We start from the raw sequence: 17,515 nt of genomic DNA, 5'->3' as shown, positions 1-17,515 counted from the left end.
GGGCCATGTCCGGGCTGGTCGCCATGAGCTTCAGGGTTCAGGGGGTCGGCGGTGGACTACTTCCGCAGGACGCGGCGTGAAGGCCTCGATCCGGAAGAGGTGATCTTCCGGGAACAGCCTGATCTGCCGTTGCGCTCACAGGGTTCTCGTGAAACTCTCCGTGGAAAGTGACGAACGAGTCGACATGCTCTCGTGTAGTGCGATGGTCGGCCAAACGGTGCTTGTGGTCGGCGTAGCCCAGCGCCAGGCCGCAAACGATGAGATGATCCTCCGGAATACTCAGCTGCTCGCGAATCACGGGGTAGAAGTCGATGAGCGAGGCCTGTGGGCAACTGTCCAGGCCGACACTGCGGGCAGCCAACATGAGGGCCTGGAGGAAAAGCCCGGCGTCGACGAGAGCACCGTAGTGTGGGCCTTTGGCCACGGTGAGCACAATGCCTACAGGCGCGCCGAAGAAGTCGTAGTTTCGTCGATGATGTGCCAGGCGACCGTCGAGGTCGGTCTCGTCGAGGCCCAATGCATGTTTGTAGAGGCCTTCGCCGAAGCTTCGGCGACGGGACGCAAAGGGCTCGGGCCAGTCCTCAGGACTTGGCTGGTAGTCGTATTCGCGTGTGTGGACTCTCCCGCCGTTGTCATGCGCTTTGACCATTTCTGCGGTCAGCCGCGCTTTTGCGGTCCCTGTCACGACATGAACGCTCCACGGCTGTGTGTTGGAGTTGCTGGCCGACAACGCGGCCAGCGCGATGAGTGACTCGACCTGTGCGCGGGAGACCGAGCGGGGAAGATAGGCGCGGGTGCTCCGCCTGGAGGAAAGTGCCTGCTCGACGGTGAGCACAGCGGGTTCCGAACCGACCGATACCGGGGTATCGCCCTGCTTGTGTCCAGTGTGTTCCTCGATCATGTCTGCTCGCCTCAGTTATCCCCGGGCGGGGTGATGTCGTAGGAGATACGGCCGGCGGGGAGGTAGAACAGGGCGATCAACGCGCCTCCGCGAACCTCCGGGTAGTGATGGCTGCCGGGCTCGGGAGCCGTCCACCCTGCTCCGCACCACCCACGCGGCCCCGCGAGTTGTGCGTCGCGAGTAAGCGGCACCACGAGGTTGAGTTCACCGTATGGGTGCTGGTGGTACTGGCCGCGGTAGCGCGGCACACTGTTCATGTAAACCGCTGTAATGCTGAAGTAGTGGAGCTGTTCGGACGGGGGCGCAATCCGGCTCCGTCGATAGCGCGGACCGTCGACCTCGATGTTGGCTGCCCACCCGTCCTCGACGCCCTGAGTGATCAGCTGCGCGAGTCCCTGGTACAGACTCGTCTCCGGTCCGTACTGCGTGTTGAGCCATGTCTCCAGATCGGCGCCGGCGGTACGGTTCTTGACCTCTTCGAGAAACGGAATACTGCAGTCGATCAGATCTTGTGGAGAATTCATTTGTTGCTCCTCAGATGAAGTGCTCTGACGTGATGGAGGCGGGGTCCGGAAACGATTTCGCTCGAAGCTCTGGCCCGAGACGCGGTACGAACGCGAAGCGTGGGAAGGTAACTACCCGGACAGCACCTGCAAGACCGGTGGTAGCCGAAGGAAGAGTCCGGTGGACTGTGGCCGACCGAATGGTGGTCACGGAAACACGCTGGTTTCGGTCAGGAATCTGCATTGAGCATTCTCTTCGTCCAAGGAATCGTGAGTGCGTAGACAGCTGCGACAACGAGGGCGCCGAGCGCGACGGTCAGGAAGTAGTTGAACTCGGTGGCCGGGTCATAGGATTTCGCAATAATTCCGCCACCCGAGGATCCCAGGGCGATCGACAGATACATCAGCGACACCGTTTGCGTCCGGAAGGCTGTGGGAGCAATCTCTGTCGCCAGAGACAGTTGGACCGGCGCCACGAACAGCTCCGACAAGGTGAAGACCAGCAGGATGCCGATCAGCGTGATGGGTGCGATGACAGCGCCACGGCTGGCTGCGGTCGGAAGGAAAAGAAGGAATGCCAGGACTATCACCAGTAGCCCGATCAGGAACTTCACAGGGGAAGAAGGCTGTCGGCTTCCGAGCGAAGTCCACAGAGCAGCGTAGGCCGGTCCGATGGCGATAACGAAGGCCGGGATCACCGAGTTGAAGAACTCGGGCGGAATCGGGAATCCGAACGCATCGAGGTTCACCCTTTCCGCGGCGTACACCTGCACGACGGTGAACTGCTGGTGATACAGGGCGAAGAACACCGCCACTGCGATAAACAGTGGAATCAGTGCGCGGACCCTACGGCGCTCAGCGGTATTCGTCTTCGGGCTTCGGAGCATGATGACGAAGTAACTCACCGAGGTAAGCGCCACGATCACCGTGACGATGAACCCGAGGTTGTCCAACGTCACGATGCCGAGCGCGGTAGCCGCCGCGAACACCGAAATGCACAGCACGATGGCGGCGGCAACGGACGCGACCGAATCACGCGGCAACGGATTCGGGGCCACCCGACCCGCCGGACCGATACGCTTCCGGCCAGGAGCATACAGCGCCAAGCCGAACGCGAGACCGACAGCAGCCAGGCCGAATCCGAAATGGAAGCCCAGATGGCTTCGTACGAGCCCCGTCAGCAGCGGCCCGGCGAGCGCACCGACATTGAGCCCGGTATAGAGCAGTATGAATCCTGCATCTCGCCTGGGATCCTTGTCCTTATAGAGAAGTCCCACCGACGAGGGAAGGTTGCTCACCGAACCTCCGGTGCCCACAACCAGGAGCGAAAGACCCACCGCAAGCCCGAGCATGCCCGGCAGAACGGCGAGCGCCAGATGACCGAACATGATCGTGAAAATGCTGTAGTACAGCGTGCGTTCCGGGCCGAGTAGCCGGTCGGACACCCAAGCTCCGATGACGGTCGCACAGTAGACCAGCGCACCGAAGGTCGCGGTGAGGGAGATAGCCGTCGAAGTCGCCAGCCCGAGCCCGCCATCGGACACCGAGAAGTACAAGTAGTACATCAGGATGATCTGAGTTCCGAAGAACGAGAACCGTTCCCAGATCCCCAAGCCGGCGAGGTTCATGATTGCACGTGGGTGACCGAGGATAGTTCTCTCTTCGACGAGTGTCTCTGAGGTCGAAGTGACCATCAATTCTCCTTCTTGTGCGTCCGACGTGTCGGACCTCGCCGGCCCAGCAGAAAAGCACCGCATGCTGCCGTGTGCGACGAAGGGCATAGAGCCCACTTGCCCTCGCCGACTGTTGCGACTGTGGCCCACACCGCGACGGGGCGATGTCGACCGCCTCGGGACCAGGCATAGCGAGAGGGCTCGCGGAATGGAGGCCCCTGCGGGCACGGTAGTGGCTACGGGCCACTGGTTGCCGAATAAATTGTGTGAGTTCGATTAACGAACATCAGTCCGTTTATCGGATATGATCCTAAGCACAGAGTGACCATGATCGCAATGCCCGATTTGTACGCCACGCCCGAGCGCGGTGAGTCAATGAACGGCTGCTAACAGGTGGCATTCCGGAGTGTCGGGCGATCCGCGACGGCATGGGCATGAATGCCGTTGACATCGGCCGGTGCTCACACGTACTTTTTAATGATCGCACTAATGTGCGCTAATCGAACAAGTGACTTTGACGAACGGGATCCCTCAGATGGACGCTGTACTCGGCAGGCTCGCTGAAGCGATGCCTGAGCTCGAAAACGTCTACCGCGACCTGCACGCTCATCCGGAGTTGGCGTATGCCGAGTACCGGACAGCAAAGATCGTCGCGGACCGCCTGCGTGTCGATGGATTCGACGTGTACGACGGAATCGGCGTAACGGGCGTGGTCGGTATCCGGCGAAACGGCGATGGCCCCACAGTTGTGCTCCGCGCCGATATGGATGGCTTGCCGGTCGAGGAACAGACCGGACTCGACTACGCGAGCACAGCGACCGGGTTGAGCGAGAAAGGCGAGGTTGTCCCATTGATGCATGCCTGCGGGCATGATGTCCACGTGACTTGCCTGCTCGGCGCCGTGCAGGTGATGTCCGCTGCCGCGGATCGATGGTCCGGGACGTTGGTGGCATTGTTCCAGCCGGCCGAAGAAGGCCGCGGGGGCGCCCGCGCGATGATCGACGACGGCTTGTTCGACCTGATCGGTAAGCCCGACATCATTCTCGGTCAGCACGTCTTTCCGACACCCGCGGGCACTGTCGGCTACCGCTCGGGGGCGATTCTCAGCGCATCCGATGCCTTCGACATCCGCGTCTTCGGCCGCGGCGGGCACGGCTCTCAACCACACTCGACCGTCGATCCGGTGGTTCTCGCTTCGTCGATCGTCATGCGTCTGCAGACCATCGTTTCCCGGGAGATCGCGCCCGCTGATCGGGTAGCGCTGACCGTAGGATCGATACAGGCGGGCAGCACCGGAAATATCATCAGTGACCACGCCGATTTGATCGTCAGTGCCCGATCCTTCGATGAAGGCGTCGCCGAGCGGGTCGTCGCCTCGATTCGCCGAATAGTCGAGGCCGAATGTTTGGCATCGAATTCACCGAAGCCACCCGAGTTCGTCGAGCTGGTCGGATTCAAGCCGACGATCAACGACGCCGAGTCCACCGATCGAGTAGTCCAGAGCCTACGCGCTCGACTCGGAGATGAGGCCGTGGTCGAGGTCGAACCATACATGGGAAGCGAGGATTTTCCCGAGTTCGGCCGTTCCTCCGGTGCGCCCTACGTGTTCTGGATCCTCGGCGGCACGGATCCCGACGCATACGCTGAGGCCGAAGCAAACGGCACGCTGGATTCCGCGATCCCGACGAATCACTCTCCATACTTCGCGCCCGTCATTCAGCCCACACTTACTACCGGCGTGACAGCCCTGGTGGCAGCTGCAATGGAATGGCTGAGCACGAACCGTCCGCCGAACGGGAGAGAAGGGTGAATCCCGCCGACAGCCCACCGTCGGCGATCATGCACAGCTTCGCCAGTGACAACGTCTCGGGAATCCACCCGGAGATCCTTGCGGCGATTGTCGAGGCCAACAGCGGCCATATGGGAAGCTACGGCGCCGATCCGCACACCGCACAGGCGGAATCACTGCTGTCCGAAGCGTTCGGCGACGGAAGCCGGGCATATCTGGCCTTCACCGGAACCGGGGCCAATGTCATCGGTTTGAGTGCCATGCTGCGCCCGTACCACGCTGTTCTGTGTTCGCGCGACGCCCACATCCTTACCGACGAGTGTGGTGCGCCACAGCGCTTCACGGGCGCAAGCATCGTCGGAATCCAGGCCGAGCACGGTCTGCTCTCGCCGGAAATCCTCGAGGATGCCTGTGCCGGGATAACACGCGGAGAACATCAGTCCCTGCCTGCGGTGGTGTCTTTGACCAACGCCACCGAACTGGGTGCAAGCTACCGGCCGGCCCAGATCACAGCGATTGCCGAATGGGCCCACCGCAGGGGTCTGCTCGTCCACATGGACGGGGCACGCCTTGCCAATGCTGCTGCCTTTCAGAACTGTTCGCTGGCCGAGATCAGCACCGCCGCCGGAGTGGACGTGGTGTCGTTCGGTGGGACCAAGAATGGCCTGCTGGCCGGCGACGCTGTGGTTTTTGCAGGCACTGCCGCAGGCACGGAGTTGGCTTCGGAAATTCTTTACGTCCGCAAGCAGGCTACACAGTTGGCGTCGAAGATGCGGTATCTGAGTGCTCAGTTCGTGGCGCTGCTCACCGACGAACTGTGGTTCCGAAACGCCCGAGACGCCAATACGGCAGCACAGAACCTCGCAAGCCGGCTCGCAGGTATCCCTGGGATAGAGATTGTGCATCCTGTGGAAGCGAATATGGTTTTCGCATCGATGCCACTCGGTCTGGTGGACCATTTCGCCGATGGTATCCACGGCTACCTCTGGGATCGTGCTACCCGAGTGGTCCGGATGGTGTGCTCCTTCGACACCACGCCCAGCGATGTCGACAGACTCATCGGCAGGGTGCTGTCCCTCTCCACCACGGCACTACAACAGCCGACTCCGGTCGCCGCAAAAGGGGCCGGACGCCGGCCCCGCCAGCGCAAAACACCGACAACCAACCCAACAACCCGAGGTAAGGAATTGTGATGAGCAAACACTGGGACATGATCGTGGTCGGTGCCGGTTCCGCCGGCGCCGCGCTTGCTGCGAGGTCAGCCGACAAGGGAAAGCGAGTCCTGCTGCTCGAGGCCGGGCCCGATTATCGGTCAGCGCAGATGCCGCCGGTTTGGCGATCGCCGAATCCGATGCGCGCTTTGCTGGAGCCCAGCGCCGGTGACTCGCTGAAGTGGGAGAACCTCACTGCGAGCCGAACCGACAACCAGGAACCGTCGCTGTTCTGGCGCGGTCGGGGCGTCGGGGGAAGTTCGGCAATAAACGGCCAGATAGCAATTCGGCCGCCGATGGAGGATTTCGACACGTGGGCCAGTTGGGGTTGCGAAGGTCTGGCCCGCGATGAGGTGCTTCCATATCTCAACCGGTTGGAAGACGATCAGGAGTTCGGTGACGCCCCGTACCACGGACGTGGCGGCCCCACGCCCATCTACCGGACACCACAGTCGGAGTGGGGAGCCGTGGACAAGGCGCTGGTGGCCGCCGCGCGAGCGGCGGGTTTCCCTTGGGCACCTGATCTGAACGCGCCCGGCGCAACCGGAGTTTCGCCGTACCCGATCAACTCCTCGAATCATCAGCGGGTCTCCACCAACGACGCCTATCTCGAACCGCGGCGAAGCAATGAGTTCCTGACGATCTGGGGCGGCTCACTCGTCGAGCGAGTGCGGTTCGAGGGTGACCGAGCAGTTGGCGTCGACGTCGTGCGCGACGGCTCTGCCCTCAGCGTGTTCGCCGACGAGATTGTGATCAGCGCCGGCGCGATCCACTCGCCGGCCATCCTGATGCGGTCCGGCATCGGCCCTGTGAGTGAGCTCGAGCGGCTGGGCATCGAAGTTCGAAACGATTTGCCCGTCGGAGTGGGCCTTCAAGATCACCCCACGGTATTCGTACAGATTCCCCTGCGGGAGGAAGCAGCGGCAAGAACACCGGATGACCGGCACACCAATGTGACCATCCGGTACACCAGCGATGATCCCTCCGCACAGTTCAACGACCTGATGATCGTTGCCGGGAACCAGAACGTTCTGGCGATGGAGCACGCCGACGTGAATTTCGGAGCAGGGGCCTTCTACATCTGGGTGAATCAGGTGTACTCGCGGGGCACCGTGCGGCTCGCTTCAATCGATGCCGGGATCGATCCGCAGGTGCAGATGCGGATGCTGTCCGATCCGCGCGACCTGTCGCGGATGCGCTCGGGCGTCCGCACTGCGGTCGAGCTCACCAACAGCACCGCAGTCGAAGCGATCACCTCGGGCGCGCCGAACCGCCTCGACGAAGGATTGATGAGGGTAATCGACGATGACGCCGACCTCGACCGCTACCTTCTCGAGGTAGCGGCCGATGCTCAGCACACCACCAGCACGTGCCGAATGGGGCCGGCTTCCGATCCGGCCAGCGTCGTCGACTCGCGTTGCCAGGTGCACGGAGAGCACGGACTGTACGTGGTGGACGCGTCCATCTTCCCTTCCGCGCCCCGGGCGAACACCAACTTGGTCACGATCATGATCGGCGAGCTGATGGCGGATCGACTTGGCTGACCATTCGCATACCGACACAACGAAAGGAGTTGTCGTGACCGTCCTTCCGAACTATTACGGCGGGCTATGGCACGAACCGCTCGATGGTTCGTCCCAGCAGCTGCGCAACCCATCGACCGAAGAGGTTCTCGCCTCGGTCAGCACTGGCTCGTCCGCTGATGTCGACGCGGCTGTCGCGGCGGCCCGCACCGGTCAGCCATCCTGGGCGGGGCTCTCGTTGACCGAGCGACTCGCCATGCTCCGGGCGTTCGCCGCGGTCGTGTCCGATAACGTGGACGAACTTGCACGCCTGCAATTCGAAGAGATGGGTCAACCGGTCGATTTCGGAGCCACTATGCTCCGATCGGGGCTGATGGAGTTCCGGTCGAGTCTCGATGACGCCGAGACCTACGCTTTCGAACGGCAAGTCGCCGCTACTGCCAATGGCGTAACGACCGTCGTTCGACATCCCGTCGGTGTCGCGGCGGTTATCACGCCGTGGAACTTTCCTGTATGCAACGTCCTGACCGCGATCGGTCCGCTTCTGGCTTCGGGTAACACTGTGGTCGTCAAACCCTCCGAGCACTCGCCCGTGTCGGTCTCACGGCTGTTCGAGTTGGCCGCAGCATTGCCTGCGGGAGTGCTGAACCTTGTTCACGGGGATGTCCGGGCGGGCGCTCCGCTCAGCGGCCATCAGGATGCTTCGCTCGTACACTTCACCGGTTCGGTGGAAGCAGGCCGTGCGGTGGCCCGCGCAGCAGGCGGTCAACTCAACCGGACGATCCTGGAGCTGGGCGGAAACGACCCGGTGGTGGTGGATGCCGACGTCGACCCGGTGCAGACCGCCGAGAAGGTTGCCTTCGGCGCCTTCATCAACTCCGGCCAGATTTGCACCTCGATGGAAAGAATCTATGTGCACACCGATATCGCTCGAGAGTTCATCCGGGCTTTGACGTCGGCAGCCGATCGTTTCACCGAGTCCGCACACGGACCGACCGTGCTCGGACCACTCGTTTCCGAAGACCAGCGCGGCAAAGTGCACCAGCAGGTGTCAGCGGCGGTGCGGGGCGGCGCAAAACTGCTGACCGGGGGTGGTATCCCTGACCGTCCGGGCTATTTCTATCCGGCGACCGTTCTCACCGAGGTCGACCATACGATGCCGATCATGACCGAGGAGACTTTCGGACCGGTGGCGCCGGTAGCCGTGGTCTCGTCTTTCGATCAAGGCATTCGGCTGGCAAGCCAGTCGGACTTCGCGCTCGCTGCGACGGTGTATACGAACAATCACGAACACATTCGGGCAGCAGGAAGGATCCCTGCGGCATTGACCTGGGTTAATGAGTGGCAAGGCCATGCTCACGGGTGCGTCTACGAGCCGGGCCGGACCAGCGGTATGGGAGCTACAGGAGGACACGCTTCATACGATGCCGCCACGCGGCCGTCGACGGTGTTCGTCGCGTCCTGAACGTTCGTACTGCCAGGCCCGGCGGAGAACCGCGGAAGCCGGCACTCGAAGCCGAAGGCCTGAGCAGCAGCGTTCGATTAACGCACAAATGCTCAGGTATTGGTAGGCTGGGATCAACGACAGAGGGCAGGTGACACGATGACACGACTCACAGAAGAAGATTCCGCCGCACGCAAAGCTCGTACGATCGAGGGTGTGCCGAACGCCTCGGATTTCTCCGAGGCGTTGGCCCGGGGACTGATGGTTCTGAACGCGTTCGGCGGAGAGCGGCGGCATCTGACGCAGGCAGACCTTGCCCGTGAACTGGGTCTTTCCCGCGCTACTGTCCGGCGGGCTGTGCTCACACTCGAGCACCTGGGTTATCTCGAGGCCCATGGTCGCGCCTATGATCTCACGCCGAAGGTGCTCGAGTTGGCAGGGTCATATCTGACATCAAATATTGTCAGCGCGGTTGTCCAGCCCCTGTGTGATCGCGTCAGTGCGGAGCTACACGAAGCCTGTTCGGTAGCGGTTCTCGATGGCATGGACGCCCTTATCATCGCGCGAGCAGTACCCAATCGGATGATCGCCGTCGGAAACAATATCGGCTACCGGACGCCGGCTCTGATCTCCTCATTGGGCAGGGTGTTGATCGCCCATCTCGATCCCGACGAGCGAGAATTGCACATCGCTGATTCCGATTCGGGTACCGCCGCTGCGAAGACTGCTGAATGGGAGTCCATCAAGTCGAACGGGTTTTCATACGTCGCGAATGATATCGAGCTCGGTGCTCATTCGATTGCAGTTCCGATCAGACGACGTGACGGCCAGGTAGTCGCGGCTTTGCACGTCGGATGTTCGATTGAGCGCATTGCCCCCAATGTCATGCTCGGCGATGTGCTGATGATGTTGAGGAAGGAGGCAGAGAGTTTGCAGCGCATGCTTGTCTGATCAGTGCCGACAAGACCATGCTACGTGCCCGGTTGCAAGGGTAGATAACAGCGCACAGTCGATACTGCGCTGCGTTATAACCGAATACGCCGACGACGCGCAGCGGGAGAACCTCCTCATGAGGAGGCGCCGTAGGAGCAATACCCTCCCCGGGAATCTCTCAGGCCCAAGTACCGCAGCGAACAGGCAACTCTGGAGAACAGGACCGGCAGTACGACCGGGACTTACCGAAGGTGTAGAGCACACCGCATGTGGTGTGCCCAGACTCTCAGGTTTCAAGGACAGAGCGGGGAGGTGTTTCAAGTCAGTGTCCGGTGCGATCCGGACATCACCGAAACCGGAGTCACCTTGTCCGACCAGACCAATAATGCCACTTCACACCTCGGGGAATTCACTGCCCGCCACATAGGCTCCGACACGAGAGCGACTCGGATTATGCTCGACAGTCTGGGGTTCGAGAGTCTCGACGCCCTCATCGACGCGGCAGTCCCTGAACAGATCCGCAGTAAGCAAACCCTCCGCTTGCCCGAGGCACGTAGCGAGCATCAAGTTCTTGCCGACCTGCGTAAGCTCGCCGAAGGAAACGAGACGCGGGTCCAGATGATCGGACTCGGGTATTACGACACCGTCACACCGGCAGTGCTGCGTCGCAACCTGCTCGAGTCGCCCGCCTGGTACACCGCTTACACTCCGTATCAGCCGGAGATCTCCCAGGGCAGGCTCGAAGCTCTGCTGACATTTCAGACCATGATCGAGGATCTCACGGCACTGCCGTTGGCGGGTGCTTCACTGTTGGATGAGGCTACCGCGGTTACGGAAGCAGTGCTTCTCATGCGCCGAGCGAACACAGCAAAGGGAGCAGCATCTCGCATAATCGTCGACGCGGAAATTCTCCCTCAGACGCTGGCAGTTGTCCGTGGCCGAGCCAAAGCCCTCGACATCGATGTCGAAGTGCACGACATGAACACTGGGCTACCTGGAGGCGAGTTCTTCGGCCTGGTGCTGCAGGCGCCGGGCGCCAGCGGTGTGATTCGTGATCTCGCACCGGTGATCAGAGCGGCGAAGGAACAGGGTGCGCTCACCGCAGTGGCCGCCGACCTGCTGTCGTTGACCCTGTTGACCCCGCCCGGGGAACAGGGCGCGGATATCGCAGTCGGTTCGGCCCAGCGCTTCGGAGTCCCCTTGTTTTTCGGCGGCCCGCACGCCGGCTACATGGCAGTACGTGCCGGGCTCGAACGACTGCTACCCGGCCGCCTCGTGGGTGTTTCCATGGACGTCGACGGCAACCTCGCCTACCGACTCGCCTTGCAGACCCGTGAACAGCACATACGCCGGGACAAGGCGACGAGCAACATCTGCACGGCACAAGCCCTCCTGGCCAACGTCGCCGCGATGTATGCGGTGTACCACGGCCCAGCAGGGCTACGCGCGATCGCCGACCGGGTTCACGGGCACGCGACCGCACTCGCGGACGGCCTGCGCACTGCGGGACACGTCGTAGTTCACGATCAATTCTTCGACACCGTTCTCGTTCGAGTGCCCGGCGCGGCACGAGAAATCATCGACCGCGCCGACCGCGCCGGCATCAACCTGCGCTCGGTCGACGCCGATCACGTCGCGATCGCTTGCGACGAATGCACCACCGACGACATCGTCAGTCGTGTTCTCGCTGTCTTCGAGAGCGAGATGCGGCCGAGCGCAGTATCGGCACTGGACAATTCGCTGCTGCGGACCACGACTTACCTGCAGCACCCTGTCTTTCACGAACACCGCTCGGAGACTGCGATGTTGCGGTTCCTGCGCGCACTCTCCGACAAAGACCTCGCGCTCGACCGGACCATGATTCCCCTCGGCTCGTGCACGATGAAACTGAACTCGGCTGTGGAAATGGAGCCGATCAGTTGGCGCGGATTCGCGTCGATCCACCCGTACGCGCCGGTCGAACAAATCACAGGATTCCTGCAGCTTATCCGGGACCTGGAGACCTGGTTGAGCGAGATCACCGGGTACGACCGGATCTCGTTGCAGCCCAACGCCGGCTCTCAGGGCGAACTGGCCGGTCTGCTCGCGATCAAGGGATTTCATGACAGCAGGGGTGACGTCGGTCGCGATATCTGCTTGATACCGCAGTCCGCGCACGGCACCAATGCAGCCTCCGCGGTCCTCGCCGGGATGCGTGTCATTGTCGTCGCGACCGCGGAGAACGGCGACATCGATCTGGACAGCCTTCGCGCCGAGATCTCTGCGCACAGTGATGAAATCGCAGCCATCATGCTCACCTACCCGTCAACCCACGGGGTGTATGAGGCCGACGTGCGCACGGTGTGCGATCTGGTACACGACGCCGGCGGACAGGTGTACGTCGACGGCGCAAACCTCAACGCTCTTGTCGGATTGGCTCGTCCCGGACGATTCGGCGGCGATGTCTCACACCTGAATCTGCACAAGACATTCTGCATCCCGCACGGCGGCGGGGGCCCTGGCGTCGGCCCGGTGGCAGTCCGAGACCACCTCGCGCCATTTCTTCCAGGTAACCCGCTCGGCATCGGGCAACTCGGGTCCCCGGTGTCGGCAACCGAATACGGCTCCGCCGGTATCTTGCCGATCACCTGGGCCTATATCGCATTGATGGGGCCGGAAGGTCTGACCGAGGCCACCAAGAAAGCGGTGCTGGCCTCGAACTATATTGCCAATGCACTCCGCACGCACTTTCCGGTCCTTTACACCGGGCCGTCCGGACTGGTTGCGCACGAATGTATTCTTGACCTGCGCCCGCTCACCAAGGCCACCGGCGTAACTGCCGAAGATGTCGCCAAGCGGTTGATCGACTACGGCTTCCACGCCCCGACTCTGTCCTTTCCTGTCAACGGAACCCTCATGGTGGAGCCGACCGAATCGGAGGACCTTGCCGAACTCGATCGGTTCATCGAAGCCATGAACTCGATCGGCCGCGAGATCGACTGCGTCCGGAAAGGTATCTGGCCACTCGACCGGAGTCCGCTCCGTCAGGCCCCGCACACGGCGGAACAGGTCACAGCCGACCTCTGGGATCTGCCTTACCCTCGGCACACCGCCGCGTACCCGGCCGACTTCGGGAAAGCCACAAAGTACTGGCCTCCGGTACGCCGCATCGACGGCGTCCACGGCGACCGGAACCTCGTCTGCTCGTGTCCGTCGCCCGAAGATTTCAAGACAACCATCGCCTCCACCTCCGAACAGGAGAACTCACTATGACGCCGCCGGCCGATGCAGTATCGCCACTGCTCGAAGAGCACACCATCCTGGGCGCAACCATCACCGACTTCGCGGGCTGGCGCATGCCGCTCAAGTACGACAGCGAACTTGCCGAGCACCGCGCTGTACGCAGCGCCGCAGGGCTGTTCGACCTCTGCCACATGGGCGAGATCGAGGTCGTCGGCCCCGATGCGGGTGCTTTCCTGGACTATGCCTTGGTCAGCGAGCTGTCGGGGATCCCTGCCGGCCGCGCCAAGTACTCACTGCTGTGCAACGCGGACGGTGGAGTGGTCGATGACCTCGTTGCGTATCGCCTCGCCGAGGACCATTTCTTCATCGTCGCCAATGCTGCGAACACACGGTTCGTCTTCGACGAACTATCCTCGCGTGCCGCAGGGTTCGACGCCACGATCACGGACCGCTCAACCGACACCTCGCTGATCGCCGTACAAGGACCACTCGCACAGGACATCGTCACTGCACTCGTGCCAACAGACCAGGCGCAGCTCGTCTCCGACATCAAGTACTACGCCGTCGCTCCGGCCGAGGTCGCCGGCAGACAAGCGTTGCTCGCCCGCACCGGGTACACCGGCGAAGACGGATTCGAGCTGTACGTGCCATCCGCTGATGCCGTGCCACTCTGGCGGGCGCTTCTGGATGTTACCGTCGCGCACGGTGGCGTGCCCGCAGGGCTCGCGTCCCGGGACACCCTTCGTCTCGAAGCTGGAATGGCGCTTTACGGGCACGAATTAACCCGCGAAACCAACCCCTATGAGACCGGTCTCGGCAAGATCGTCCACCTCGACAAGGACTTCGCCGGCCGCGACGCCCTGAGCCGGCTCGCCGAGCGGCCGCCCCGACGTCTCCTCGTCGGACTCGTCGGCTCCGGCCGTCGCGCTGCACGAGCGGGCTATGTCGTGCATGATGCCGCCGGTGATCTGCCGGTCGGCGTCGTGACATCCGGTGCATTGTCACCGACGCTGGGCCATCCGATCGCTCTCGCATTCGTCGACATGGCGACGCACGCACCCGGCACAGCCGTGACCGTCGATATCCGGGGAAACCGAGAACCTTTCACTGTGACTCCTGCCCCGTTCTACCGCCGACCGCGGTAGTGGAGCAGGTTTTGCGAACGACTGCCTCTATATACACTGCGAAGGACAATGCAATGACCTCTCACACCATCCCTGCTGATCGAAGCTATTCCGATGACCACGAATGGGTGCTTCTCGCGCCCGGAGCTCCACTTCCGGACAATCCGGTCCGTATTGGCATAACCTCGATCGCCATCGATGCACTCGGTGAGCTCGTCTACATCGACCTCCCAGAGGCCGGGTCCGCCGTTGCGGTAGGTGAACCTTGTGGGGAAGTAGAGTCGACCAAAACTGTCTCCGAAATCTACCCGCCCGTCAGCGGCCGAGTGACCCTCGTCAACACCGCCGCCCTCGAGGACCCCGGACTCGTCACTGCCGACCCCTATGGCGAGGGCTGGCTCTTCGCCGTCCAGCCGACCAGCACCGGCGAACTGCTCACCGCTGAACAGTATGCCGATCGGAACGGAATCGAAGCATGAGCATTCTGAACCGTCGCCTCGCCGAATTCGATCCGGAAATCGCGGCGCTCATCGGCAAGGAGCTCGACCGCCAGCGCACCGGATTGGAGATGATCGCTTCGGAGAATCACGCACCCCTCGCGGTGCTGGAAGCTCAAGGGTCGATTCTGACCAACAAATACGCCGAGGGATATCCGGGCCGGCGTTACTACGGTGGCTGTGAACACGTCGACGCGATCGAACAGCTAGCGATAGAACGCTTGAAAGCCCTGTTCGGCGCTTCGTTCGCCAACGTCCAGCCCCATTCTGGAGCCACCGCGAACGCGGCGGTAATGCAAGCCCTACTTACGCCCGGAGACACCATCCTGGGACTGTCGCTGGCCTCCGGCGGGCACCTTACCCACGGGATGCGCCTCAATTTCTCCGGCAAGCTCTACAACGTAGCCACCTATGAGGTGACCGAGCGTGATCATCGCATCGATATGGAGATCGTTGCCGCTCAGGCACGCGAGCACCGTCCCCAGCTGATCATCGCGGGCTGGTCCGCATACCCTCGTCACCTCGACTTCGCCCGGTTCCGTGAGATAGCCGACGAGGTCGGCGCATACCTGATGGTCGATATGGCCCATTTCGCGGGCTTGGTGGCAACGGGTCTACACCCGTCACCCGTGCCACACGCACATGTCGTGACGACGACGACGCACAAAACGCTCGGTGGTCCGCGGGGCGGCGCCATCCTCTGCAACGACGCCCACATCGCAAAGAAGGTCGACAGCGCAGTCTTTCCGGGCCAGCAAGGCGGACCTCTCGAACATGTGATCGCCGGGAAGGCCACTGCCTTCAAAATGGCCGCGGAGCCCGAGTTCGTAGAGCGCCAGCAGCGGGTCCTCGGCGGCGCAAAGGTACTCGCGGGGCGGCTGTGCAAGCCTGACGTCGCCGATGCGGGTATCAGCGTCCTTACCGGCGGCACCGACGTCCACCTGGTTCTCGTCGACTTACGCAATGCCACCCTGAACGGGCGCGAGGCAGAAGACCGCCTCGCCTCGATCGGCATCACTGTCAACCGCAACGCCGTTCCCTTCGATCCCCGCCCGCCCATGGTGACCTCTGGATTGCGAATCGGGACTCCCGCGCTGGCAGCACGGGGATTCGATCAGGATGCCTTCACGGTCGTCGGTGATCTCATTGCGCGTGCCCTCACGTCGGATGGCGCCGACGAGATCGCACGGCTCTCCGAGAAGGTACATGATCTCGCCGTCCGACACCCCCTCTATCCAGGACTGTAGACGATGACGACCAGTGTGTTCGAACTGTTCTCTGTTGGCCTCGGACCGTCGAGCTCGCACACGGTCGGCCCGATGCGGGCCGCAGCCCGGTTCGTTGCGGACCTGGATCAGACGGGTCTGATTTCGGAGGTCGCCGACGTTCGCGTGGATCTGTTCGGATCCCTTGCGGCCACCGGCGCCGGGCACAACACTATGGCCGCTGTCCTTCTCGGACTCGAAGGGAATCTCCCCGAGGAGATCGAAACCGAGGCGATGGAACAGAGACTCGCTGCGGTCCGATCCTCGCGCCGGCTCCGATTGGGCGGCCGGGTGGATATCCCGCTTGCCGAAGATGAGATGGTTCTGCATCCATTGACATTCCTCGACCGGCACCCCAATGCTTTGACACTCACAGCAATAGGCGGCGACGGCCGAGTTCGTCACACGGGCACCTACTTCTCGATCGGCGGGGGATTCGTCGTCACCGACGACGAGGCGGGATTCGAAACAACCGGGCCGAAGAACGAGTTCTCCTTCAGCTCCGCGCGCGAACTACTCGACCTCACCGTCCGGCTCGGAACAACAGTCAGCGGAGTGATGCTGGCCTTTGAGAGCGTGAACCGAAGCGAAGACCACGTGCGGAGCCGGCTACTACACATACGAGACATCATGGTTGCCTCTCAGCGGCGCGGCATCTCACGTGGCGGCTATCTGCCCGGGAAGCTGCGGGTACGCCGCCGGGCCAAATCCTGGTATGAACATCTCTCGGCCGAAGACCCCGGCCGTGATCCCGCCTACGCCGAAGACTGGGTGAACCTCGTGGCCCTCGCCATAAACGAGGAGAACGCCTCAGGCGGCCGTATAGTCACAGCTCCGACCAACGGCGCCGCCGGAATCGTTCCCGCCGTCCTGCACTATGCAATTCACTACACACCCGCGGGGAGAGCAGACCCGGACGACACAGCGATCCGCTTCATGCTGGTCGCTGGTGCTATCGGTTCGCTCTACAAGGAAAACGCGTCTATCTCCGGCGCCCAGGTCGGATGCCAGGGCGAAATCGGATCGGCGGCGTCCATGGCCGCCGCCGCACTTGCCGAGATCTTGGGCGGCACAGCCGAACAAGTGGAGAACGCTGCCGAGATCGCCATGGAGCACAGCCTCGGGCTCACCTGCGACCCGATAGCCGGTCTGGTCCAAATCCCGTGTATCGAACGCAACGCCATCTCCGCTGGGAAGGCGATCAATGCCGCGCGTATGGCCCTGCGAGGCGACGGAAGCCATCGCGTCAGTCTCGACCAGGTGATCGAGACCATGCGCTCCACAGGAGCTGATATGAGCGCCAAATACAAGGAAACATCTATGGGCGGCCTCGCCGCCAACGTTCCCGTGAACCTCGCCGAGTGTTGATTCCGCTCGTCGACGCCTACCAGTGAACGGCGCGCCGATATCCATCAGGCGCTACTGAGCCT

13 protein-coding genes and 1 riboswitch are annotated in these 17,515 nt (G+C 62.4%); of the genes, 10 read left to right on the top strand and 3 right to left on the bottom strand.

The window, feature by feature from the left end; translation table 11 throughout:
- Positions 1-37 precede the first annotated feature (37 nt).
- The 3 genes from NF4_RS36770 to NF4_RS23730 all read right to left on the bottom strand — a co-directional run bounded on the left by NF4_RS36770 (position 38) and on the right by NF4_RS23730 (position 3,098).
- On the bottom strand, positions 38-901 hold the full coding sequence (locus tag NF4_RS36770; RefSeq protein WP_084533388.1) for a nitroreductase: 864 nt from the start codon (positions 899-901) through the stop codon (positions 38-40).
- Between the two features lie 11 nt (positions 902-912).
- Positions 913-1,425, bottom strand: a complete 513-nt coding sequence (locus tag NF4_RS23735; RefSeq protein WP_063129590.1) for a DUF4863 family protein — start codon at positions 1,423-1,425, stop codon at positions 913-915.
- Between the two features lie 209 nt (positions 1,426-1,634).
- The gene (locus NF4_RS23730; protein WP_063814683.1) at positions 1,635-3,098 is read right to left on the bottom strand and encodes a peptide MFS transporter; all 1,464 of its coding nucleotides are present in this window, start codon (positions 3,096-3,098) and stop codon (positions 1,635-1,637) included.
- Between the two features lie 514 nt (positions 3,099-3,612).
- Here NF4_RS23730 and NF4_RS23725 point away from each other — a divergent pair.
- The 10 genes from NF4_RS23725 to NF4_RS23680 all read left to right on the top strand — a co-directional run bounded on the left by NF4_RS23725 (position 3,613) and on the right by NF4_RS23680 (position 17,453).
- The gene (locus tag NF4_RS23725) at positions 3,613-4,887 is read left to right on the top strand and encodes an amidohydrolase (RefSeq protein WP_084533386.1); all 1,275 of its coding nucleotides are present in this window, start codon (positions 3,613-3,615) and stop codon (positions 4,885-4,887) included.
- A complete protein-coding gene (locus NF4_RS23720) occupies positions 4,884-6,059 on the top strand; it encodes a threonine aldolase family protein (RefSeq protein ID WP_063814682.1) in 1,176 nt (391 codons plus the stop codon). The genes NF4_RS23725 and NF4_RS23720 overlap by 4 nt, the downstream gene beginning before the upstream one ends.
- Positions 6,059-7,621, top strand: a complete 1,563-nt coding sequence (locus NF4_RS23715) for a GMC family oxidoreductase (protein ID WP_063129588.1) — start codon at positions 6,059-6,061, stop codon at positions 7,619-7,621. The genes NF4_RS23720 and NF4_RS23715 overlap by 1 nt, the downstream gene beginning before the upstream one ends.
- 34 nt (positions 7,622-7,655) lie before the next feature.
- Positions 7,656-9,065, top strand: a complete 1,410-nt coding sequence (locus NF4_RS23710) for an aldehyde dehydrogenase family protein (RefSeq protein WP_063129587.1) — start codon at positions 7,656-7,658, stop codon at positions 9,063-9,065.
- Between the two features lie 138 nt (positions 9,066-9,203).
- Positions 9,204-9,995 (top strand): IclR family transcriptional regulator domain-containing protein, encoded by a 792-nt coding sequence (locus NF4_RS23705; RefSeq protein WP_063814681.1) that lies wholly within the window; start codon positions 9,204-9,206, stop codon positions 9,993-9,995.
- A gap of 93 nt (positions 9,996-10,088) precedes the next feature.
- Positions 10,089-10,181: riboswitch (glycine riboswitch) on the top strand.
- Positions 10,182-10,430: 249 nt separating this feature from the next.
- The gene (gene gcvP, locus NF4_RS23700) at positions 10,431-13,229 is read left to right on the top strand and encodes an aminomethyl-transferring glycine dehydrogenase (protein WP_232330619.1); all 2,799 of its coding nucleotides are present in this window, start codon (positions 10,431-10,433) and stop codon (positions 13,227-13,229) included.
- Complete coding sequence (gene gcvT, locus NF4_RS23695; RefSeq protein WP_063129585.1) at positions 13,226-14,344, top strand: glycine cleavage system aminomethyltransferase GcvT; 1,119 nt, start codon at positions 13,226-13,228, stop codon at positions 14,342-14,344. The genes gcvP and gcvT overlap by 4 nt, the downstream gene beginning before the upstream one ends.
- A gap of 53 nt (positions 14,345-14,397) precedes the next feature.
- Positions 14,398-14,802: a glycine cleavage system protein H gene (locus NF4_RS23690; protein ID WP_063129584.1), complete on the top strand. Its 405-nt coding sequence runs from the start codon at positions 14,398-14,400 to the stop codon at positions 14,800-14,802.
- Positions 14,799-16,067, top strand: coding sequence for a serine hydroxymethyltransferase (glyA, locus tag NF4_RS23685; RefSeq protein WP_063129583.1), 1,269 nt, complete (start codon positions 14,799-14,801; stop codon positions 16,065-16,067). Before NF4_RS23690 ends, glyA begins: the two co-directional genes overlap by 4 nt.
- 3 nt (positions 16,068-16,070) lie before the next feature.
- On the top strand, positions 16,071-17,453 hold the full coding sequence (locus NF4_RS23680; RefSeq protein ID WP_063129582.1) for an L-serine ammonia-lyase: 1,383 nt from the start codon (positions 16,071-16,073) through the stop codon (positions 17,451-17,453).
- The last annotated feature ends 62 nt before the right edge of the window (positions 17,454-17,515 follow it).

The sequence above is a fragment of the Nocardia fusca NBRC 14340 genome (assembly GCF_001618425.1).
Classification (GTDB): domain Bacteria; phylum Actinomycetota; class Actinomycetes; order Mycobacteriales; family Mycobacteriaceae; genus Nocardia; species Nocardia fusca.
The sequence above is the reverse complement of the archived record's forward strand: the minus strand, read 5'-3'. Positions and strand labels throughout refer to the sequence as shown.